This is a genomic window from Bradyrhizobium sp. NC92 (assembly GCF_025200865.1).
Taxonomy (GTDB): domain Bacteria; phylum Pseudomonadota; class Alphaproteobacteria; order Rhizobiales; family Xanthobacteraceae; genus Bradyrhizobium.
The window spans coordinates 1,761,862-1,783,443 of record NZ_CP104171.1 but is presented as its reverse complement, the minus strand read 5'-3'; the positions used below and the strand labels follow the sequence as shown (position 1 = coordinate 1,783,443).

The window sequence follows — 21,582 nt, the reverse complement described above, 5'->3', positions numbered from 1 at the left end:
GATCAGCGTGTCTTGGGCGTTTCGAACGCGGCTACATCGCCGATGTGATCGGGAGCCAGGCTCGGCGCGCGTCGGTCGCTTGATGAGAGACGGAACACGTCGCGGATGTCGTCGATCGAGGTCGACGAATAGGACTGAATGCAAAGCGCGACCTGCTCGGGCGAGGCCGTGCGCATCATCGCTTCGATCGCAGTGCGGTCGAGCGGCGTGTCGTCCCAGTGCGAGACCGCGATGCTGTCTTCGGTGACCCGATGTCGCGCCAGGTGCTCCGGCGAGGTCGCGACGAAGTTTCCGTAAAGCAAATACTCGGAGAATTTCTTCTTCCGGCACAGCGCCAGCGCCCAGCTCAGGCCCGTCGCCGACTTGATCGCGTCCGTCATCGCACGCGCGGTGTCCTTGTCCCAGACCAGCGCGTTGCCGACATAATCGTCCGCCGGGAAGGTGCGCTGCTTGATGCCGAGCAACTGATCGACCGTGCGCAGCCACAGACCGTGCAGCGGGTGGTCGGCACCGATCGCTTCGCGCGTGACGAACAGAGGCGTCTTCTCGCCGCCGGCATATTGGCCGACGTCGAATTCGCGGAAGAACAGATTGTCCGAGTCCAGGATGCAGAGGCGCTGCTCCGGCGCATTGAGGACGCCGGCGATCTTCAGGATCTGCTGGATGTGCCAGCCGTGCACCGGCGACGACAGCAGCGACAACCAGACCCGCCGGTTGCCGAACTGGAGGGCGGGCGGCAGCGCGAACAGCCATTTCGGCAGATACCGCGAGGCCGGAACGATCACCCGCTTGTCGGACGCGAAGCGCGCGAACAACGGCACGTCCTCATCGTTAACGAGCACATAATGCCGCGTGTAGCCCGTCAGCCAGGTGTCGATGCTCTCGCCGAGCAGCGAAAAGCGTTCGATATCCTTGGCGTAGCTGGCGGTCAGCAGGGCGACGGAATGCATGGAGCACGCTCAAATGGCCATCAGCCCGCACTGATAGCGGCGCCGTGAAACCGGGGAAACCCACAAACGGAATCAAGGTAAAATGAAACGAAGTGTTATCCATCCGACGGCAGCCTTGCTTCGAGTTCCGTCGGACACCTACGACCTCGTGCGCGGCGGCAGATAGCGCACATTCCCCATCTTCAATCGCTGGCTCTTCAACTCTTCGACGAGCCTGTCGCGAACGCTACGGAAGAAGCGTGGAGGCAGAAATCCGTATAGCCACCTTCCAGATCCTGGAACGCGCGACAAATCGTTCGGCCAGAACTGGACGTTGCACTCGGAGATCACGATCCAGGATTCGCCGGGAAGCCCGAGATGACGTCGAACCTGATCGGGGATACGAACAGCTGCCTGATCTGCGCGGGGCGGCTTGGTGCTGACCGGTAGGTAAATGACTTCGTCGAGACGGGCAGGCTCATCACCCTCCCGATGCGGTCGGGGGTCAGGCCGCACCTTGACGAGAACGACACAGGCTGGCCGATCTTTCCGGGGCTGCTTGCGATCGGCCCATTGATAATCGAAGCGAACGACCATGCCCGGTTCGGGTGTCGGCAATTGCTCGCGCAAGCCGTCACCTAATCCAGCAACTTGTCGAGATGGTCATGCCGGGAATCCATCTCGACATTAGCCAGATCTTCCGCGAGATCGCCGGGCAGCTCTCCGATCCTGTAGACCCTTGCGCTGGCGGCTTGTTCGAGGCGGTTGAACTCATCGATGGACATCATGACGTGCCGCCGGCGACCGCGATGTGTGATCGCGATCGGCGCAACGAGAGCTGCGTCTTGGACCTCCCCCAAGCGTCTTTGCAGGTCTTGCGCGCTAAACTCCTTTAGATCCCGCATGTCTCACCAAACTACATTGAAGCTGTGAAATATGTAATTCACATATATTGCGCGTTCAATGGCAGACGCCGGAAAGATATAAAACTGTTATTGATCAATAACTTATCCATCCGACGGCAGCCCCTGCTCCAGCGCACGAAAGCGGAGCGGTGCGAGGGCTGAGGCGCGCTGCCACCAGTCGGCGACGCGGTCGTCGAGGGCGCTCACGCCGCGGCCCTGGCCGGGGAAGATCCGGATCTGCTGGATCGCCTCTGCCTCGAAACCCCTGGCCCTCCGGCTGATCTTGAGGGCGGCGCCTTCGCGGTCGCGCTGGGTCAGCGGCACCAGAAGACGGCCGCGCGGACGGAGCGACCGCAGCCAGAGCGGATGCGGATGCGAGAAGCCGGCATGCACGATGATCACGTGGGCGGGCTCGCCCACGTCCTTGCATCCATCGCCGTGGACGACGGTGACGTTCCCATAGTCGCGCAAATAGCTCGCCGCTCGGGCCGCGAGCCGCTCGTCGCATTCGATCGCATGGACGCGGCCCTTCTCGCCGACCATGATCGACAGCACCGCCGAGAAATAGCCGAGACCGCAGCCGATCTGCACGACACGGTCCGCCCGCTTGACGTCGAGCATGTCGAGCAAATGCGCCCACAGGCTCGGCAGGCCGGTGTCGAGCTTGCGGCGTGCATCGATGGCGACCAGCACGTTGTCATAGAGATGAACGGGATCGGCATCGGGCGTCAGCCGGTAGCTGCGCGCCGCCTCGCCCTTGATGCGCCACGGTCCCCTTGGCAGAAACTTCTCGCGCGGGACGGCGGCGAGCGCATCGAGCAGACGCCTTGAGGCAATCCGCTCGCGCCTGGCGATCAGCTCCACATAGCGCGCACGCGCGGCGGCAAGATCGCTCATGTCACATGACCGGCCTGCTCGCGCACCGGCGCGTCCATACCGAGCTCCTCGACGAGCTGCATCGCCTGCTTCAGGTCCTGCGTATGAAAGCCCTCGCTGAATTTACCGACGATCGGCATGAGCAGGAGCCTTGCGTGCTCGCGCTTGCCGGCTTGATGCGACAGGCGCGCGAGGCAAACGGCGGTGCGGAGCTCCCAGGACAGCGCACCCTGCTTGCGCGCGATCTCCAGCGACAGGCTGAACAGGTCCTCCGCCTCCTGTACCGACGCCGGGTCGCCACCCGCCAGCGTGATCTCGCCTTGCAGGCGATAGACCTCGGCCAGATAGAAGTGATCGCCGGTCCGCCTTGCGGTCGCAAGCGCACCATCCAGCGCGCGCAAGGCGGCGTCGCGCATCCCGACCTTGGCGTAAGTTTCCGCGAGCAGACAGCGGAACCAGCAGCCGGCGAGCCAGGAATCCATCGCCTCGTACTCGTCGAGGCCGAAGCGCATCTGAGCGAGGCCTTCGTCGGCTTCGCCGAGCTGAGCCAGCGCCCAGCCGCGCAGGATCGCCGCCTGCTGCTTCCAGTGCAGGAAATTGTGCTCGGTGGCAATGATCATGGCGCGGTTGGCGTGGTCGCGCGTGCCTTCCACGTCGCGCAAATGCTGCCGGAGATAGGCGCCGAACACCAGCGCGAAGGCGAGCGTAAACGGGTGGCGGATCTTCTCGGCGTTCGCGATCGCCTGCTCGCTGTGCTGGCGCGCGGCGTCGGGCCGGCCGAGGAACCACAAGAGATAACCGAGATAGGACAGCGAGACGACCCCGGGATCGATGCCGTGCCGTTCCATCAAATCGGAGTGCAGATCGGGGCTGAACAGGTTGATGCAGCGGTGCAGATGGTGCTGCGAGGCTGCGAAGCGGCCGCGATAGAACATGGTCATCGCGATCGCGCGGTGCGCCTCGATCAGATAGCCGGTCTGCTGCGCCGGCTGCGTCCGCTCGTTCAGCCGCTCGCGCTTGGCGAACTTCAACAGCTCGACGCTGAGATCGTGCGCGCGGGTGAGATCGGCCCGGATGAAATGGCACACCCAGAGCCCGCGCGTGGCAGCGAAGACCTTTTCGTCGTCGTCGAGCTGACGGCCCAGCTCCAGCGCGCGGATGTAGTTCTCCTCGACCTCCTGCACCGCGTAGCCCTTGGCGGCGATCAGCGCATTGCCGAGCGCAATACGCAGCTCGAGCTCCATCTCGTCCGCGCCCTGCATGCGCGTATTGGCCTGCACGACGTTAAGGCCGCGGCGGAGATGGCCGATCGCTTCCAGGTTGGCGCCGGTCTTGGCCGCCTGCTTGCCGGCCTTGAGCCAGAAGCTGGCGGCGCCCTCGCTCTGGCCGGATTCGGTCAAATGATGGGCGAGCAGCTCCGGTTCGCGCTCGGTCTTCTCCGGATACATCTCGGCGAGCACCTGGGCGATCCGCGCATGCAGCTTGCGCCGCTCGCTGTGCAGCAGGCTCGCATGCGCGGCGTTCTGGATCATCACATGCTTGAAGGAGTAGAGCGCGTCCGGCGGATGGCCGCGGCGCATGATCAGCCCCGCCTCCTCCAGATGATTGAGTGCCGCCTCGATCTGCTCGGCCGGCGTGTTGGCGACGGCGTGCAGCGTCTCGTAGGAGAACTCGCGGCCGATCGTGGCGCCGATCTGCGCGATGCGCTTGGAGGGTCCCATCCGGTCGAGCCGCGCCATCAGCGAATCGGTCAGGGTGGCCGGGATTGCGAGCTGCCGCCACGGTCCCGACAGCACATAGCGCCCGTGCCGCTCGGTGAGCAGATTGGATTCGAGCACCGTCTTGGTCAGCTCTTCCAGGAATAGCGGCACGCCGTCAGTCTTGACGATGATCTCCTCGACGACCTCCTTGGGCATCTCGCGCCCCGCGACGCGCTCGACCAGCGTCGTGCGCAGCTGCCGGCTCAGCCGATTCAGGACCAGGGTGGTGACGTGCGAATGCGCGTTCCAACTCGGCTGGAATTCCGATCGCGCGGTGATGATCGCCAGGATCGGCCGGTTCTGCACCCGGTCGACCAGGAGGTCGATCACCTCGCGGGAGGTCGGGTCGATCCAGTGCAGATCCTCGAACGCGATCACGAGCGGCATCTCGCGCGCAAGGCCGAGGAAATGGTTGACCAGCGCCACGACGGTCGCATCCTTCTGCTGCTGCGGCGACAGCTCGAGCGGCGGATAGCGGTCTCCGGTCGGTATCGACAGCAACGCGGCAAACAGCGGGGTGACCTGCTCGATGTCGCCATGAGCGGCGGCGATCGCGTTCTCCAGGCTCGCCAGCGACAGCGCGGACGACTCCTCGCGATCGAGGCCGAGGGTGAATTTGAGCTGCGCGACGAACGGATGGAACGCGGTCGAGGTGTAGTAGGGCGAGCACTGCAGCGAGACCTGTCCATGGCGGTCGCCCGATACCCGCTCGAAGATCTCCTGGATGATGCGCGACTTGCCGATGCCGGGCTCGCCGAACTTGACCACGACCTGGCCGTCGCCGTCCTTGGTCTGCTGCCAGCGCCCCATCAACAGCGCGATCTCCTCCTCGCGGTTGACGAGCGGCGTCAGCCGCGTGCCCATCGCGGCGGCGAAGCGGGTCTCCACCCGCGAGGCGCGCACCACGTGCCAGGCCTGTGTCTTCTCGGGAATTCCCTTCAAGTCGTGGACGCCGAGATTGCGGTAGTCGAACTTCCCCTTCAGCAGCGACTGTGTCGAAGCGGAGATGACCACGCCGTTGGGCGGCGCCAGGCCTTGCAGGCGCGCCGCGAGATTGACGGTTTCCCCGACCGCGGAATCGCGTTCTTCGGTACCCTGCCCGACCAGATCGCCGACCACGACGAGGCCGGTCGCGATCCCGATGCGGACGGCGGGTGAATGGCTGAGCGCACCGCGCGGCTCGACCGCGCGTGCGGTCGACAGCACCCGCACGATCTCGAGTCCGGCGCGCACCGCGCGCTCGGCATCGTCCTCATGTGCGGTCGGATAGCCGAAATAGACCAGGATACCGTCGCCGACGAAACGGGCGGCAAAGCCCTCGTATTGCTTGACCACCCGGACGCAGGTCTCGCGAAAGTCCGCGATCATGTCGCGGACGTCCTCCGGATCGAACTGCGCGGACAGCGAGGTGGAATCCACCATGTCGCAGAACATGGTGGTGAGCTGGCGCCGTTCGGCTCCGACTTCCGCCCGGATTTGCGGACGCGCCGCCGCGGCTGGCGCCTCCGTGGTCTCCGCTTGAAACAGCGCCGCCATCGCCCGCTGGAGCCGCTTGCGATCGCCGAGCGGCAATCCGAGCTCGACCAGATCGGCTTCGGTGAGATCCGCGATGACGTCGAGATCGAGACGGTGCTGCGCGAAAAGATCGGTGTAGTGCCCGAGGCCGATACTTTCGAGCCAGCGTTTCAGCCCGCCTTCCAAACTCGTGCCCGGCTCATTCTCCAGCATGGTGATTCTGCCCGACCATCACTCCGTCGAAGGGCTTGGAGGCCCCTCAACCAAAGATTTTGGGGGCCAAACTTCACCTCGGACTGGACGCATTCCCTAACTTCTTGGAAGAATAACTTAATCGGACCAAAAGGGAATGGCGTTGTCGGGTATTGCAACCGGAGCGGACGAAGCCTTCGCCGGCACCACGGCCGAACCGAAGATATTCGCGCATATCAGCGGCCTTCTCGAATTCTATGCCCGCAAGACGCCGGCCGCCCCCGCACTCCTCGCTCCCGGCCGGCCGGCGCTCAAATATGGCGCGCTGGCCGAGTCGATCCGGCAATTGGTCCAGACCTTGCGTGAACTCGGCATCGGCCCCGCAGACCGCATCGCGGTTGCGCTGCCGCGCGGCGCGGATTCTGCGCTGGCGCTGATCGCGGTCGCATCAGGCTGCGCCTGCGTCCCCGTCAACCCCGACCTGACGGCAGACGAGCTGCAACGCTATTTCAGCGAGTTGAAGCTGACGGCGCTCGTGACCCGGGCCGACATGAACTCGGCGAGCCGTGACGTCGCCAGGGCGCTCGATATCGCCGTGATCGATTTCGTGGCGGGGCCCGCCCACGATCTCGGCGGCTGCACGTTCATCGCTCCGGCGATCGGGGCGGCAAGAGCCAACGGCGCTTCGCGCGGCGACGACGATGCGTTCATCCTGCTGACGTCAGGTACGGCGGCGCGGCCGAAAATGGTGCCGCTGACCCACCGCAATGTCTGCCTCTCCGCTTACAATGCCGGCCATGTGCTGTCGCTCACGACGCATGATCGCCTGCTCAATGTGCTGCCACTGTTTCATGCCCATGGCTTGATCTCCGGCCTGCTCACGGCGCTGGCTGCGGGCTCCAGCGTGATCTGCACCGACGGTTTCGACGCATCGTCCTTCTTCGGCTGGATGCGGGAGCTGCAGCCGACCTGGTACACGGCGGTGCCGACCATTCATCGCGCATTGCTGACGGCGGCGGAAGCGAACCCGGACCGCGCCCGACCGTCGTCGCTGCGCGTGATCCGGTCGGCCTCGGCCTCGCTCGCGCCGGCGATTCTCGCCGGGCTGGAGGCGACGTTCGGCGTTCCCGTGCTCGAGACCTACGGCATGACCGAGGCGGCCTCGCAGATCGCGGCCAATCCGTTCGAGCTGCGCAAGGTCGGATCGGTCGGCCGCGCCGCCGGCCCGGAGATCGCGATCATGGACGAGACGGGCCGCATGCTCGCAAGCGGCGCGCACGGCGAGATCATGCTGCGCGGGCCGAACATGAGCCGCGGCTATTACAATGACGAGGCGGCGACACGGGCCGCGTTCCGCAACGGCTGGTTCAGGACTGGCGACCTCGGCTATCTCGATGACGACGGCTATCTCTTCATCGTCGGCCGCATCAAGGACGTCATCAATCGCGGCGGGCAGAAGATCTCGCCGCTGGAGGTGGAGGACGTCCTGCTCAGCCATCCGGCGGTGCTGGAGGCCGGCGTGTTCGCGGTCCCGCACGAGAAGCTCGGCGAGAACGTCGCAGCAATCGTAGTGCTGCGGCCGAACGCCGAGGCGACCTCGGACCAGCTGCGCCAATTCGCACGAAAGCGGCTTGCAGCCTACAAGGTGCCGAGCCTGATCCGCAGTGTGGCCACGCTGCCGAAGGGCGCCAGCGGCAAGGTCAAGCGCAATGCCCTCGCCGAACTGATTGCAACTGCGGACGCAGGTCGCGAGACCCGGCTGCCGCGCAATGCGGTCGAGAGCCAGCTCGCCGAGATCTGGGCCGGCCTGTTGGAGCTGCCGCAGGTCGGCGCCGACCAGGACGTCTTCGCGCTCGGCGCGGATTCGCTCGTGGTGACACAGGTGCGCTCGCGCCTGCGCGACCGCTTCAATGTCGACTTCTCGTTCGAGGACATCTTCGATTGCCCGACGGTCGCAGCGCTCGCGGCCCGGATCGAGACCGCCGCAAGCCGGCGCGAGACGACGCTGCCGGCCTGGCGCCGCGCCGCGGGCACGGACGCACCGCTGTCGTTCCAGCAGCAGCGGATGTACGTGCTCTCGCGGCTCGACCCGACCCGGTACAATTATAACGTCGTCGAGATCGCCGTTCTCGAGGGCCGCGTCGACGCCGCCGCGCTGTCTGCGAGCCTCGCTGCGATCTCAACGCGCCATGAGGCGCTGCGCTCGGTCTTCATCGAGCGCCAGGGCGAGCCGGTGCAGCTCGTGCTGTCATCGACGCCGCGGTTGGCGCGCATCAAGCTCAAGCCCTGCCCGGCAGACAAGCGGCCTGCGGCAATCCGGCGCGAGGCGCTCAAGCTCGCGCAACATCAGTTCGACCTCGCCCACGAGCCGCCCCTGAAGGCCACATTGCTGTCATTCGACAAGAACAGCCATGCGCTGGTGGTCAACGTCCATCACCTCGCCACCGATGGCTGGTCGCAGCGGCTGTTCTGGGAGGAGCTCGCCGTCCATTATGCCGCGGCGCGCAAGAAGCATCCGGCCGCACTGCCTCCGCCCGCCTTCCAATATCGCGACTTCGCGCTCTGGCAGCAAAGCTGGGCGCAGACGCCGGCGGCCACGGAGCAGCTCGATTATTGGCGGACCCAGCTCGACGGCGTCACCATGCTGCCGCTCCGAACCGACAGGCCGAGGCCTGAGGTCTGGAGCGGGCACGGCGCGCGCCACTATCTCGAATTGCCAAAATCCCTGTCGGCCGAGCTGCGCACGCTGAGCCAGAACCAGGGCGTCACACCGTTCATGACGCTGCTCGCCGCCTTCCAGTGCCTGTTGTTCCGCCACACCTCGCATGAGGATGTCGCCACGGGATCGCTGATCGCCAACCGCAACCAGATCGAGAGCGAACGCCTGATCGGGCTGTTCGCCAACACCCTGATCCTGCGCAACGATTTCAGCGGCGATCCGAGCTTCGGCGAGATGTTGCGGCGGGTGCGGCAGGTCACGCTGGACGCCTACCGCAACCAGGACCTTCCGATCGAGGAGGTGTTGCGCGCATTGCAGGTCGCGCGCCGCAGCGACGGCAATCCGCTGTTCCGGATCATGTTCATCCTCCAGAACGCCTCGATCGAGGCGGCGCGCTTTCCCGGCCTGTCCACGCGGCGGCTGGAAGTCGATCCCAGGGTGGCGCGCTTCGACATCACGCTCGAACTGGTCGAGGCCGATGGCCGCTTCACCGGCTTCTTCGAATACGCCACCGATCTGCTCGATGCCGCGACGATCGAAGGCATGGCTGCTCAGTTCAAGACGCTGCTCAAGGCCGTCATCGCCAATCCGGAGCAGCGCATCTCGCGCCTGCCGCTCCTGACCGAAGCCGAACGCCGGCAATTGCTGGCGAAAGGCCGGGGCACGCCGGCCGATTTCACCACAAGCGGCAACTTAAGCGAACGCTTCGACCGCCAGGCGAGGAAGACGCCGAACGCCGTCGCGGTGTCGGACGGTCGCACGTCCCTGACCTATCGCGAGCTGGGACGCCGCAGCCGGGCGGCCGCGCGCTGGCTGGCCCGCGAGGGCGTCGGCGCCGAGAGCGTGGTTGCCCTGCTCGCGGAGCGCGGCCCCGACCTGCTTGCCGCGATGACCGCGGTACAGCGCGTCGGCGCGGCCTTCCTCAATCTCGATCCCGACCAGCCGACGGCACGGCTTTCGACCATCCTCGGATCCAGCTGTGCCGGTGTGCTGCTGACCGGGCGGGCTCAGTCTGCCATGGTCGAGGCCCTGCTCGAACCGCTGGTCGAGCGTATCCAGGTGGCCGAGCTCGACGACGCGCTCGCGCCAAGGGCAGACGAGCCGGCCCGCGCCGCACGGCGCGCCGCCACGAGCCTCGCTTATCTCGTCTATACGTCCGGCTCCTCCGGCGCGCCGAAGGGCGTCATGATCGAGCAGCGCGGCCTGTCGAACCATCTGGCCTCGCTCATCTCCGAGCTCGGTCTCTCGCCCAAGGACGTGATCGCGCAGACCGCGCCGCAGAGCTTCGTCATCTCGGTCTGGCAATTCCTCGCCGGTCCCATGGTCGGCGCGCGCGTCCATGTCTGCGGCAACGCGATCGTGCAGGACCCGATCCTGCTGGCGCGGGAGATCGAGCGCGAGGGCATCACGGTGCTCGAGATCGTGCCTTCGCTGCTGCGCGTCATTCTCGATCGCATGGATGAGGCGCCGATGCGGCGCGCCTTCTCCAAATTGCGGCTGCTGATCTCGACCGGCGAGCCGTTGCCCGTCGAGCTCTGCCGCGCTTGGTTTGCCCGCTGCCCGAGGGTGCCGCTGATCAATGCCTATGGCGCGTCGGAATGCTCCGACGACGTCTCCCTGCATCGCCTGACCGAGGCGCCGGCGATCGCGACGGCCAACGTTCCGGTCGGCGCGCCGCTGCCGAACACCCAGCTCTACGTGCTCGACGCGCACCTCCAACCGCAACCGATCGGCGTGACCGGCGAGCTCTGCATCGGCGGCGCAGGAATCGGCCGCGGCTACATAAACGATCCCGCGCAGAGCCGGCAGCGCTTTCTGCCCGATCCGTTCTCGCGCCAGGCCGCCAGCCGGCTCTACCGGACCGGCGATCTGGCCCGGCGCCGCGCCGACGGGACGATCGAATGCCTCGGCCGCGCCGACCATCAGGTCAAGGTCCGCGGCTATCGCATCGAGCTCAAGGAGATCGAGAACGCGCTGGCCGAGCATCCAAGCGTGCGCGCCGCCATCGTCGAACCGCGCCGCGAGGCGAGCGGAGATATCAGGCTGATCGCCCATGTCGTCGCCAAGCCCGGCAGCCGCAGCAGCGCCAGCGAGCTGCGCGACTTCCTGAAGAGCCGGTTGCCCGGCCACGCCATCCCCTCCGCCTTCCTGTTCCTGGATCAGGTGCCGCTCAACGCCCATGGCAAGATCGACCGCTCCGCGCTGCTGGCGCCCGTCCCGCCGGAAACGACCGGCCCGGATGCGGCCGTCCCGGCGCGGCGCTTCACCGAAAAGGTGCTCTCGGACATCTGGATCGAACTGCTGAAGGCCGAGAGCATTGGTGTCACCGACAATTTCTTCGACCTCGGCGGCCATTCGCTGCTGGCCGGCCAGGTGATGGCGCGGATCGCGCGGGCGCTCGGCGTGTCGCTGCCGATCAAGACCGTCTTCGAGGCGCCGACGATCGAAGGGCTGGCGCGGCGGGTCGACCAGGCCGTGGCCACGAAGCCGCGCAAGCCTGCCGCAAGCCTGCCACGATCAGCTGCGGGCGGGCCGCCCGCGCCTTCCATCGGGCAGGACCAGATGCTGCACATCGAACGGAATCTGCCGGGGCTGCCGCAGTTCAACCTGCCCTTCGCCTTCCGTCTGCAGGGCCCGCTCGATTCGGCTGCCCTGGCAAAGGCGATCGACGACGTGGTGCGCCGGCACGAATCGCTGCGCACCGCGTTCGCCTGGCGCGGCGATGAGCCCGAAAGCCGCATCGCCGCGCCGCGCACGCTCGGCCGAATCATGGCGGTCGAGACGATCGGCGACGGCCATCCCCACAACAACAAGCGGCGCAAGGCGCTTGAGCTCAGGAAGATCAATCTCCTGATCGAGCAGGAGACCTATATCCCGATCGACACCAGGCGCGCGCCGCTGTTGCGCGCCCGGCTGTTGCGACGCCACGACGACGATCACGTGCTGCTGCTGACGCTGCATCACGCCGTCGTCGACGGCTGGTCGATCGGCGTGCTGTTCGAGGAATTGTCGAGCCGCTATGCGGCGCTGGCCGGATATCCGTCCGCGCCATTGCCGAAGCCGCCGCCGGCCTTTTCGGATGTCGCACGCTGGCAGCGCTGGTGGTGCGGCACCGACGCGGCGCGGCGCCAGGCTGAAGACTGGACCCAGAATTTGCGTGGAGCCGGCCCCCTTTTCGACGGAGAATCGAGCCCGGGCGCCTCCACCGGGCATCATCCGGTCAGCCTCGAGCACGAGCTGATCGCCCGGCTGACGGCGTTCGCCGGCCAGCACAGTTGCACGCTGTTCATGTGCCTGCTCACCGGCCTGAAGGCCATGCTGCTGGCCCGGACGGGCCGCACCGACATCGCGATCGCGACCGCCATGGCCAATCGTGCCCAGCCGGACACCGACCGAATCATCGGCCCGTTCGAGAACACGGTGATCGTCCGCACGACAATCACACCGGATCTGTCGTTCGTCCAGGCCTTGATGCGGGTGCGCCAGAGCGTGCTCGACGCGCATGCACGGCAGGAGCTGCCGTTCAACGTCCTGGCCGATCGATTGGAGCAGGAGGGGATCGATCCGGCCTCGCTGCTCCAGGTCTATTTCACGCTGCAGAATCCGCTGCGCCAACCGCTCGATCTCCCGGATCTCGCGACGGAATCGATCGGCAACGTGGCGCGCGAGGGCCAGCCGGTGCTGCCGATCGACCAGACCGGGCTGTCACTGATGCTCAAGGAGCGCCCGACCGGCATCACCGGCTCATGCAATTACAAGCGCGATTTGCTGGAGGGCCCCGTGGTCGGAGAATGGATGGAGGACCTCGTCGCGCTGCTGACGGCGGCGATCGCCCAGCCCAACGCACCGCTCGGCAGATTGCTCGCGCGCAGGGCCGCCTGACGCCGCTGCATCGCGCAAGAATACGGGTTCACGCGGCAAAGCTGTGAATGATCAAGTTGCATCTTGATTATTTGGCACCAGCGCGCAAGATTATTCCCGGGGTTTGATTTGGACGATTATTTTCAACCCGGGGAGTGTTATGGGTTTCATCAAATTTACCAAGAAGACCTCGCTCAGCGCGGAGGACCGTAAGGCGCTGCAGGACCTGCTCAATTTCGAGAAGCAGAAACTCCAGACCGAGCTGAAGGATGTCGAAGCCAGCCTTAAGGCTCTGCGCGCGTCCAAGAAGAAGAAGTCCAAGAAGAAGAAATAAATTCGTCGGTCGGGGACGCCGTACGAGTCTTCGCAGATCGGCCGCTTGCTTGTCGAGCTTGGGGGCTCGCACAAGCTTGCGCCTGTAAACCGGCCTACAATCGACAAGAAATCGCCCGGGTGGACCGCTAGGAACGGTCCTCTCGGCTGATTCTTGCGCAGTTGCTTCTTCCGTCGGGACCGGGGATGTGGCCTCGCCTGACGCCATGGGCCCAATTGATGGCAGACGACAGAATCGAACTCTTTGTCGGACTGATCGAGACCATTGACGCGCCGGGCGCGGTCGAGGCGTGCCGACGCCTGCTCTCGGTCGACGAACGGGCGCGGGCCGATCGCTTCGTGTTCGAGCGGCATCGGCGGCAGTACATTTTCGCACATGCCATGTTGCGCCTGGCGCTGTCGCAGGTCGCTTCCAACGTCGCACCCACCGACTGGTCGTTCGGCGCGGGCCGCTATGGCCGGCCGTTCGTCGCAGCACCGGCCACCTCGACCGCGCTGCATTTCAGCCTGTCGCATGCCGACGGCTGCGTCGCCTGCGTGGTGTCGCGGCATGAGGCCGTCGGGGTCGACGTCGAAACCGTGTCGCGGCGCATCGCGCCGCTGTCCACCGCGCTTCGCTTCTTTGCGCCGGAGGAGGTCGAAACCTTGCGCGGACTGCCGGAGCCCGCGGCGATCGAGCGCTTCTTCGACTATTGGACGCTCAAGGAGGCCTATCTGAAGGCCAGGGGCTTTGGGCTCAATCTGCCGCTCGACGCCTTCGCCATGCAGGTGTCACGCGAGGCCATCGAGATCAGCTTCAAGCCCGACATCGTCGACGATCCGGACGGCTGGCGCTTCTCGCTGTGCTCGCCATCGCCCTCGCATCGCCTCGCGATCGCCGACGGCTCCCGCGCGCACGGCGGCCTTCCCATCAGCCGCCATGCCTGGCCGCTCCGCGAAGCGGCTGAGTGAGCGCGTTGAGCAGGAAGAGGCGAAGCGATCTCACCGCGCGTCTTCGAAGCCCGCCAGCACAGAGGTCAGGTTGGCACCGAGGATATCCGAGAGATAGCCGCCTTCCTGCACCAACACGGTCGGCAGGCCCATCTTCGCGATGGCCTGGCCGATGCGGCGGAAGCCGGGTGTGGTGACGGCCAATCCCTTCAGCGGATCGTGCTCGGAGGCATCGAGACCAAGTGCGACGACGAGGGCGCCGGGGGCAAAGGATTCGATCGCCTTGCGCGCGATGTCCAGCGCCTGGAGATAGCCGTCATCGCCGGTGCCGATGGGAAGCGGAATGTTGAGATTGGTGCCGAGGCCCGGACCTTCGCCGCGCTCATGCGCATAGCCCCATACGTAGGGATAATACGCAGCGGGGTCGGCATGGATCGAGATCGTGTAGACGTCGGGCCGGGCATAGAAGATACCTTGCGTGCCGTTGCCGTGATGGACATCGACGTCGAGGATCACGACGCGCTCGTGCTTCTGCTGCAGATGCGCCGCCGCGATCGCGCTGTTGTTGAGGAAGCAGAAGCCGCCGGCCATGTCGCGATAGGCGTGGTGGCCGGGCGGACGGCAGAGCGCGTAGACGGCGTCCTCGCCATCCATCACCATCTGCGCGGCGGTGACCGCAACGTCGGTGGCGGCGCAGGCCGCGGCCCAGGTGCCCGGGCCGATCGGCGCCGCGGTGTCGGCGGTGTGCCAGCCGAGCTTGCCGACGATATGGGTCGGATAAGTCGCGGCATGGCGCACGGGATGGATATTGCCGATCATCTCCGGGCCGGAATCGCCGAGCGCGGTCCAGGCGTCCCAGGCTTCGCTGAGGAACGACAGGTATTCCGGGCTGTGAATGCGCGCGCGGGGCCCCTGCCCGAATGTCTTGGGCTCGACCAGTTGATGCTTGCCGTCCTTCAACCCCTTGAGCAGGCGGTCGGCGCGCTCGGGCTGCTCGGTGGTGCGCTTGACGACACCGCGCACCAGGAAGAATTGCGGATCGTGGCTGCGGTGCAGTTCGGTATGGACGGCTTTCACTCAAACACTCCGTGGTCGCAAGCTACTGGACGTGCCGCAGAGTCTTGATCGCCACGGCCGCCGGATGCAAGCAAGAAGAATGCCGTCCATCGTCGCGCTGCCCTGCGCCGAAAGCAGAGCGCTTGCGAAGCTCAGCAGCGGCCGCGCTGGAGACAGTGCTCGCGGCCCTGCTGGTCGGTGCGGAAGGATTCGATGAAGCCGCCCTGACGCTGGGTGACGAAGACGGTCTTGCCGTCGCTGCCGCCGAAGGCAAGGTTGGTCGGCTCCTTGGCCTTCAGCGGGATCTCGCGCTCGACCGCGCCGGTCGGCTTCATCAAGGCGATCGTGCCCTTGAGAATGCGTGCGACGTAGAGGCGGCCGGCGACATCGGTGCGCAGGCCGTCGATCGTGTCGGGCTGAAATGCCTTGACCAGTTTTGCCGCGGTGAGCTCGTTGCCGCTGATCGCATAGGACCAGATCTGGCCGCTGCTGGACTCGCCGACATAGAGCGTTTTGCCGTCAGGACTGAGGTCGATGCCGTTGGTGGTGCCCATCGCGCGCGGTGCCGACATCACCTGCCCCTGCGCGGTCCCGTCCGCTCCTCTGACGATGCGCCAGATGTGGCCTTCGCGGCCCTTCCAGTTCGGATCGCTCGCATAGATCGTGCCGTCGCGCGCGATGGTGATGTCGTTGGGCTGGTTCATCTCGTCGGAGTGAAACCACACCGCGGGCTCGGTCGCGCCCTTTGGGATCGCGAAGATGTTGTGCTTCTTGTAGTCGGCGATGAACATGGTGCCGCTGCGATCGAAACGGATCGCATTGCCGACGCTGCCGCCGGGGAGCGTCGTGAACAGCTCCGAGGCGGCGCCGCCCGCGGGCAATTTGCCGATGGTGCCGGGCTTGCCGAGATTGACCACGAACAGATTGCCGTCGAGATCGGCGGCCGGCCCTTCGATCCCGAAGGTGTATTCGCTAGCGGGCGTCACCTGTGCGCTGTCGAACAATTTCGTTTCGGCGGCGGCCGGCTGCGTCGCGACGAGCAGGATGCTACTGCACAGGCACCAGAAGTTCCTGCCGGATGTAATAGCCATCGCCGTCGGTGCACTCACCATTCAGATAGGGATCGGCTGGCCGGAAGAATCGGCTGAAGCCGGGTTTGTCTACAGCGCTCCTTTGTGTCACGACGACGACCTTTCCGGCCGGTATTTCGCCGCATTCCTTGTTGGCCTTGCTGAAAAACTTCCGCTGCGGCGGGCCCGGCTTGATCCGCATCCGCGTGCCCGGAACCATTTTGGCGACGAACAGGTCCGCGGTATCGCGCAGGCGCGAATAGCCGGGCTCGGTCTTCGGCAGGCTCTCACCGCCGGGCGGCATCAGCTTCTCGGCGCCAAGGCCGCGCAGGCGCGTGCGCAGCCTGCCGGCGTCGGGATCGCCAGGATAGATCCAGCCGTCCTGCGCCAGCATGAAGTGCAGCACCACCCTGTCCTTCTCCGCATCCGATTGCCCCGCATTCAGGCCGAAATCCGAATGGCAGCCGACGCAATGCTTCTGGACGAGGCCCTTGCGCAAGGTGGTGAGGCGAGCGCTGTTCTGCGCATCCCTGGCGACGAAAGCCGCGAGCTGGTCGATCATCGCTTGGCTGCGCGTATCGCAGGGGAGCGGCTGAGGTCGCTCGCCGGCCGCGCGATCGATCCGGATCACGGTCTGGTTCTTGTCCTCGACCAGCCAGATCGCGCCGTCCTCGGCGACCGTCATGCCGACCGGCGCGCCTTGCGGCCGCGCGCCGTTGACGCGATGCCAGCCTGCGATCAGCTCCTCGAACGGCGCGGCCGCGACCTCGCCGGCGTCGGTCTGGAAACTGCGGGTCGGGTCGGCCGCGCAACTCACGTGATAGCGCACCGGTGCCGCACTGGGTTTGGGAAAGCCGTGCTCGTCGACGTCATAGACCAGCAGCCGGCTGCCGGTCGGCCGATAACCGTGCAGGCCGACCAAGAGCTTGCCTTCCAGCTCGGGGAATTTGGCGCCGTGGTAATAGAGCATCGCGAGCGGCGCGCCGTGCGGCGGCATCAGCGAGAGCGGCGGCTTGTAGAGCGCGTTGGCTGAGCAGAGCGATTTGTAGATCCCCGATTGCAGCACCAGCCTGAATTCGGGGCTCGGCGTCGACAAATCGTAGCAATAGGGCCAGCCATAGTGCCTGCCCTGCTCGATTGCGTTGATCTCCTCGTTCGGCTTGAAGATGTCGGGCAGGTCGCGGGCGTTCTCGCCCTGCAGGAAGGCGTAGCCGGCATCCGGAAAATTCGGATGCAGCACCAGGGCCATCGAGTTGCGCAAGCCGCGCGCATAGACGGTGTGCGGCGGGTCGGGATCGCCGGGCTTCAATGCCGGAAAGACACCGCCTGCCGGCGGCGTGAACAGCCAGATCGAGGCCAGCGCGGACGCGCCCTCGGCCGCCGCGCAGGCTTTCGTGATCGGCGCAGGCGTGATGCAGTCGTCACTGTGCGAGCCGACATTGACGAACAGCCGGCCGTCGCGATCGAACACGAACTGCTTGAGCGGATGCGCGCTCTCATCGACCCTCTTGCCATCCGGCAGCGTGATCCGGCGGCCGGGCATGTGACGGATGATGGTCTCGACCGTGCTGCGCGGGTTGTCGGCAAGCGGATCGAACCGGAAGATCGTCTCCGCGGTCGAGGCGTAGAGCTTCCTGTCCGGGCCGACGACCAGGCCGAACGGATATTCTATCCCCGTCAGCAGATCCTTGAAGCGTTGCCCCTGCGGCGCACGCGGATCGAGCAGCAGCAGCCGCCCGTCGGTGTGGCCCCAGCCGCCCATGTCGGCGACCACGAACAGGTCGCGGCCCGGCACCTGCACGATCGCGCGCGGAAATTTGAGGCGGTCCTCTTCGCTGGCGACGAGGCCGGCGCAAAATCCCGCCTTCATGTCGATCTGGATCCTGGGAAAGGCCAGTTCGCCGCTGCCGCAGGCTTCCGTGCCGATCGCATAGCCGCTCTTCCTGACCGGCTCGGATGAGGCCGGGGCCAAGCCGAGCGGCGCGGCGGCCAAAACCGCTGGAAAGACAATCGCTGCAAGCAAGCGCAGATGTCGGCGTTCGCGCGCGAATGTGAGCTGGTTCACGGTGACCCCCGCCTTCCCGCGGACGTTGTTCCATGCCGCCGCGGCGCCGTCCAGTCATCACCCGCCTGTGATTAAACCTGTAACGACCTTGGGTCCGACCAATATCCGTAGATTTCCTTACCGGGCTCGACCCGAATGTTTCGCGAATGCTTGGGGTGGTATCGGTTTGCCGTCCCAATCGCTTTCTACAGGAGGCGCCTATGGTCCAGGTCTATTTTCACTGCTCCAACACCGAGGGCACGCTGATCGACCGCTACGGCGCCGCCGTCGCCAATCTGACCGAGGCGCGCGACCGCGCCGCTCAGATCATGAACTCGATGATCCAGACCCCCGGTGCCGAAGACTGGCGCGACTGGGTGATCCATGTCAGCGACGACGCTGGCGAGGAGATCTTCGATCTCCCCTTCACCGCCATGCTCGGCAAGCCGCATTGAGGTGATGCCATGTTGCTCGCTTCACTGAGCCTGCTGCGTCAGCCCCTGAGCTTCGTCGCCACCCGATGGCAGACGCTGATCCGCGTCGCGGCCAACCCCTATCGCCCCGAGCTGCACTACATGCGCGGACCGGGCCCGAAATGGCGCGCCAAGTATCAGGCCAGCCGGCTGGATCGCATGCGCTGAGGCAGCGCTTAGCGCGCCTTTGCAGACATTTTTATCTTTCGTCATGGCCGGGCTCGTCCCGGCCATCCACGTTTTGGGGGCGCCGATACGAAGACGTGGATGCCCGGGACAAGCCTGGACAAGCCCGGGCATGACGAGGGGAGAAAGTGTGCCCCACCTCACCTCCCCGTAAACCTCGCCTTGCGCTTTTCGACGAACGCGTTGCGGCCCTCGATGGCGTCCGCGCTCTTGCGGATCACCGCCTGAAGCTCGATCTCGCGGCGGAACTGCGCCTCGTAGGTCGCGTGCTCGCTCTCCTCGACCAGGGTGCGGGTTGCGACCAAGGCGCGGGTCGGGCCTTCCGCCAGGCGGCGGGCCAGACCTAACGCCTCGTCCATCAGCTTGGCGTCGTCGACGACCTGCCGCACCAGGCCGATCTCCTGGGCACGTTCCGCCGTCAGCGGCTCGTTGAGCAGCATCAGCTCGAGCGCGCGCTGCCGGCCGATCAGTCGCGGCAGCAGCCAGGTCGAGCCGAGATCCGGCACCAGCGCGATGCGGCTGAAAACCTGGATGAAGCTCGCCGACCGCGCCGCGACGATGATGTCGCCGGCCATGGCCAGGCTAAAACCGCCGCCAGCCGCAACGCCATTGACGGCGACGAGGACGGGCACGCGGCATTCGCGCAGCGCCTTGAAGGCCGGCCAGTAGAAGCGCATCACGCCGGCCGCGATGTCCTCGCCGAGTGCCTCCGAGGCCTTCAGGTTCTGGCCCGAGCAGAAGCCGCGCCCCGCGCCGGTCAGGATCAGAGCGCGGATGTCCTCGTCCTGCGTCATCTCGGTCACGGCAGCGGCGAGCGCGCCGAGCAGGTCCGGCGTCATCGCGTTGAGGCTGGCCGGTTCGTCGAGCGTCAGGATCCCGACCGCGCCATCCCGCGCCTGTTTCACACCAGCCATGCCGCGCCTCCCTTTGGATGTTCTCGTTGGCGGCAATGTGCCATTGTCCGCGCGCTTCGCCAATTGCGGAGCCTCGCATTCAACGCAGCGAAGCCATCGACAAGCATCAAGACGACACCATGCCTCAGCAGTTCAGTCTCAACCAAACCGTCCGCAAGCCCGCCGTCACATCCCAGGGCGGCATCGTTGCCTCGCAATCGCGGCGGGCGGCTGAAGTCGGGGCGCAGGTGCTGGCCGCCGGCGGCGACTGCGTGGACGCGATCGTCGCGACCACATTTGCCCTCAACGTCCTCGAGCCCTGGAACAGCGGCATCGGCGGCGGCGGTGCGATGGTGCTCTACCGCGCCAAGGAAAATCGCTATGAGGTGATCGACTACGGCATGTGCGCGCCGCAGAGCCTGCGCACTGAGGACTATTCGCTCAGCGGCGAAGGCGCCGCCTCCGACCTGTTTCCCTGGCCAAGGGTGAAAGGCGATCGCAACATTCACGGCCCCGGCTCGATTGCCGTGCCCGGCGTCGTCGCCGGAATGGAAGAGGCGCATCGCCGCTACGCCAAGATGCCGTGGAAGGATCTGATCGCGCCGGCAGCTCGGCTCGCCGGCGAAGGCCTGCTGGTCGATTGGTGGACGACGGTGACGATCGCGGGCTCGGCAGCCGATCTCAGGCGCCATCCCGCGAGCGCGGCCGCATATCTGAAGGACGGCCTGCCGCCGACCGCGCCCTGGGGCATCAAGTTCGAGACGCGGCTGCCGCAGGACGCCCTGAAGGCGACGCTGTCACATCTCGCCGATGCGGGCGCTCGCGATTTCTACCAAGGCGATCTCGCCAGGAGCATTGCTTCCGACATCAAGGCCGACGGCGGCTCGCTGTCGGTGGAGGATCTCGCTGCCTTCCGCGCCCATCTGCGCGAGCCGCTGGCGATCCCCTATCGCGAAGGCAGGGTGTTCGCGACCCCCGAGCTCACCGCGGGGCCGACCATGGCGCATGCGCTGCGCCTGCTGCAGCAGAGCTTGACGCCCGCAGGCGCGCCGGATGCCGGCGCCTATGTCGAATATGCGCTCGCCCTGCAGGCCGCCTTCCGCGAGCGGCTCAAGGACATGGGCGATGCCGACGGCAAGCGCTCGCTCGGCGCCGAATATCTGGCGCCGGCCTGCACCACGCATTTCTCGGTGGTCGACCGTCACGGCAACATCGCGGCGGTGACGCAGACGTTGCTCTCGTCGTTCGGCTCGCGCTACGTGACACCGCACACAGGCATCACCATGAACAACGGCATCATGTGGTTCGACCCGACGCCTGGTACCACCAACTCGCTTGCACCGGGCAAGCGCTGCCTTTGCAACTACACGCCGGTCATCGCCGAGACCAAGGACGGCAAGCGCCTCGCCGTCGGCGCCTCCGGCGGACGCCGCATCCTGCCCGCGGTGATGCAGCTCGTGTCATTCGCGATGGATTACGGCATGGACCTGGACGCCGCCATCCACCAGCCGCGCATCGACGCCAGCGAAGGCGCGGTGGTGATCGGCGATGCGCGCCTGCCGGCGGAGGTGCGCAAAGCGCTGGCCGCGCGCTTCGACTATGAAGAGAGCCGGCTGCAGGCGGTGCCGCAGAAGTTCGCCTTCCCGAGCGTCGTGATGCGCGAGGGCGAGCTCAACTCCGGCGCGGTCGAGATTTTCCAGCCGTGGGCCGATGCGGTGGCGGAGAGCTGACCGCGGGGATCGAAGAACCAGCGCGCGTTGAGCATTTGCGCGATTACGCATCAAGGCGAGCGTCACGACTCCTCCACATTCGCGGGGAACTTAGGCAGCCGAACGTCGTT

General features: G+C 66.1%; 15 protein-coding genes and 1 pseudogene. 6 read left to right on the top strand and 10 right to left on the bottom strand.

Annotated elements, in window-relative coordinates:
* Nucleotides 1–2: 2 nt before the first annotated feature.
* The 6 genes and pseudogenes from N2602_RS08395 to N2602_RS08375 all read right to left on the bottom strand — a co-directional run bounded on the left by N2602_RS08395 (nucleotide 3) and on the right by N2602_RS08375 (nucleotide 6,198).
* Nucleotides 3–950 (bottom strand): DUF6492 family protein, encoded by a 948-nt coding sequence (locus tag N2602_RS08395; RefSeq protein ID WP_260382320.1) that lies wholly within the window; start codon nucleotides 948–950, stop codon nucleotides 3–5.
* A gap of 138 nt (nucleotides 951–1,088) precedes the next feature.
* Nucleotides 1,089–1,559: a hypothetical protein gene (locus N2602_RS08390; protein ID WP_172788160.1), complete on the bottom strand. Its 471-nt coding sequence runs from the start codon at nucleotides 1,557–1,559 to the stop codon at nucleotides 1,089–1,091.
* Nucleotides 1,560–1,567: 8 nt separating this feature from the next.
* On the bottom strand, nucleotides 1,568–1,717 hold the full coding sequence (locus N2602_RS08385; protein WP_260382319.1) for a hypothetical protein: 150 nt from the start codon (nucleotides 1,715–1,717) through the stop codon (nucleotides 1,568–1,570).
* Nucleotides 1,718–1,732: 15 nt separating this feature from the next.
* Nucleotides 1,733–1,834 (bottom strand): annotated as a pseudogene (locus N2602_RS38905) (prevent-host-death protein); the annotation flags it as partial.
* Between the two features lie 102 nt (nucleotides 1,835–1,936).
* Nucleotides 1,937–2,731: a protein-L-isoaspartate O-methyltransferase gene (locus N2602_RS08380; protein WP_260382318.1), complete on the bottom strand. Its 795-nt coding sequence runs from the start codon at nucleotides 2,729–2,731 to the stop codon at nucleotides 1,937–1,939.
* The gene (locus N2602_RS08375; protein ID WP_172788157.1) at nucleotides 2,728–6,198 is read right to left on the bottom strand and encodes an AAA family ATPase; all 3,471 of its coding nucleotides are present in this window, start codon (nucleotides 6,196–6,198) and stop codon (nucleotides 2,728–2,730) included. The genes N2602_RS08380 and N2602_RS08375 overlap by 4 nt, the downstream gene beginning before the upstream one ends.
* Before the next feature lie 136 nt (nucleotides 6,199–6,334).
* Here N2602_RS08375 and N2602_RS08370 point away from each other — a divergent pair, with 136 nt between their 5' ends.
* The 3 genes from N2602_RS08370 (at nucleotide 6,335) to N2602_RS08360 (ending at nucleotide 14,041) form a co-directional block, all read left to right on the top strand.
* Nucleotides 6,335–12,778, top strand: coding sequence for a non-ribosomal peptide synthetase (locus tag N2602_RS08370; RefSeq protein WP_260382317.1), 6,444 nt, complete (start codon nucleotides 6,335–6,337; stop codon nucleotides 12,776–12,778).
* A gap of 139 nt (nucleotides 12,779–12,917) precedes the next feature.
* Nucleotides 12,918–13,091 carry a hypothetical protein gene (locus N2602_RS08365; RefSeq protein ID WP_172788155.1) on the top strand — a complete coding sequence of 58 codons (174 nt, stop codon included), beginning with the start codon at nucleotides 12,918–12,920 and terminating at the stop codon, nucleotides 13,089–13,091.
* A 218-nt stretch (nucleotides 13,092–13,309) separates the two neighbouring features.
* Nucleotides 13,310–14,041, top strand: coding sequence for a 4'-phosphopantetheinyl transferase superfamily protein (locus N2602_RS08360; protein ID WP_172788154.1), 732 nt, complete (start codon nucleotides 13,310–13,312; stop codon nucleotides 14,039–14,041).
* Nucleotides 14,042–14,071: 30 nt separating this feature from the next.
* On the opposite strand, the gene N2602_RS08355 is transcribed toward N2602_RS08360, so the two are convergent.
* From N2602_RS08355 to N2602_RS08345, 3 genes are all read right to left on the bottom strand, one after another.
* Nucleotides 14,072–15,097 (bottom strand): histone deacetylase family protein, encoded by a 1,026-nt coding sequence (locus tag N2602_RS08355; protein WP_260382316.1) that lies wholly within the window; start codon nucleotides 15,095–15,097, stop codon nucleotides 14,072–14,074.
* A 131-nt stretch (nucleotides 15,098–15,228) separates the two neighbouring features.
* Nucleotides 15,229–16,167 (bottom strand): SMP-30/gluconolactonase/LRE family protein, encoded by a 939-nt coding sequence (locus N2602_RS08350; protein WP_260382315.1) that lies wholly within the window; start codon nucleotides 16,165–16,167, stop codon nucleotides 15,229–15,231.
* A complete protein-coding gene (locus N2602_RS08345; protein ID WP_260382314.1) occupies nucleotides 16,124–18,211 on the bottom strand; it encodes a sorbosone dehydrogenase family protein in 2,088 nt (695 codons plus the stop codon). The genes N2602_RS08350 and N2602_RS08345 overlap by 44 nt, the downstream gene beginning before the upstream one ends.
* Nucleotides 18,212–18,411: 200 nt before the next feature.
* On the opposite strand from N2602_RS08345, the gene N2602_RS08340 reads away from it, so the two are divergent.
* Together N2602_RS08340 and N2602_RS08335 are read left to right on the top strand one after the other, a co-directional pair.
* Complete coding sequence (locus tag N2602_RS08340) at nucleotides 18,412–18,645, top strand: DUF6894 family protein (protein ID WP_025032002.1); 234 nt, start codon at nucleotides 18,412–18,414, stop codon at nucleotides 18,643–18,645.
* A gap of 9 nt (nucleotides 18,646–18,654) precedes the next feature.
* The gene (locus tag N2602_RS08335; protein ID WP_172788150.1) at nucleotides 18,655–18,831 is read left to right on the top strand and encodes a hypothetical protein; all 177 of its coding nucleotides are present in this window, start codon (nucleotides 18,655–18,657) and stop codon (nucleotides 18,829–18,831) included.
* A gap of 158 nt (nucleotides 18,832–18,989) precedes the next feature.
* Here N2602_RS08335 and N2602_RS08330 read toward each other — a convergent pair whose 3' ends face one another.
* A complete protein-coding gene (locus tag N2602_RS08330; RefSeq protein WP_260382313.1) occupies nucleotides 18,990–19,763 on the bottom strand; it encodes an enoyl-CoA hydratase-related protein in 774 nt (257 codons plus the stop codon).
* 119 nt (nucleotides 19,764–19,882) lie between these two features.
* Here N2602_RS08330 and N2602_RS08325 point away from each other — a divergent pair, with 119 nt between their 5' ends.
* Nucleotides 19,883–21,472, top strand: coding sequence for a gamma-glutamyltransferase family protein (locus tag N2602_RS08325; RefSeq protein WP_260382312.1), 1,590 nt, complete (start codon nucleotides 19,883–19,885; stop codon nucleotides 21,470–21,472).
* Nucleotides 21,473–21,582: the final 110 nt, after the last annotated feature.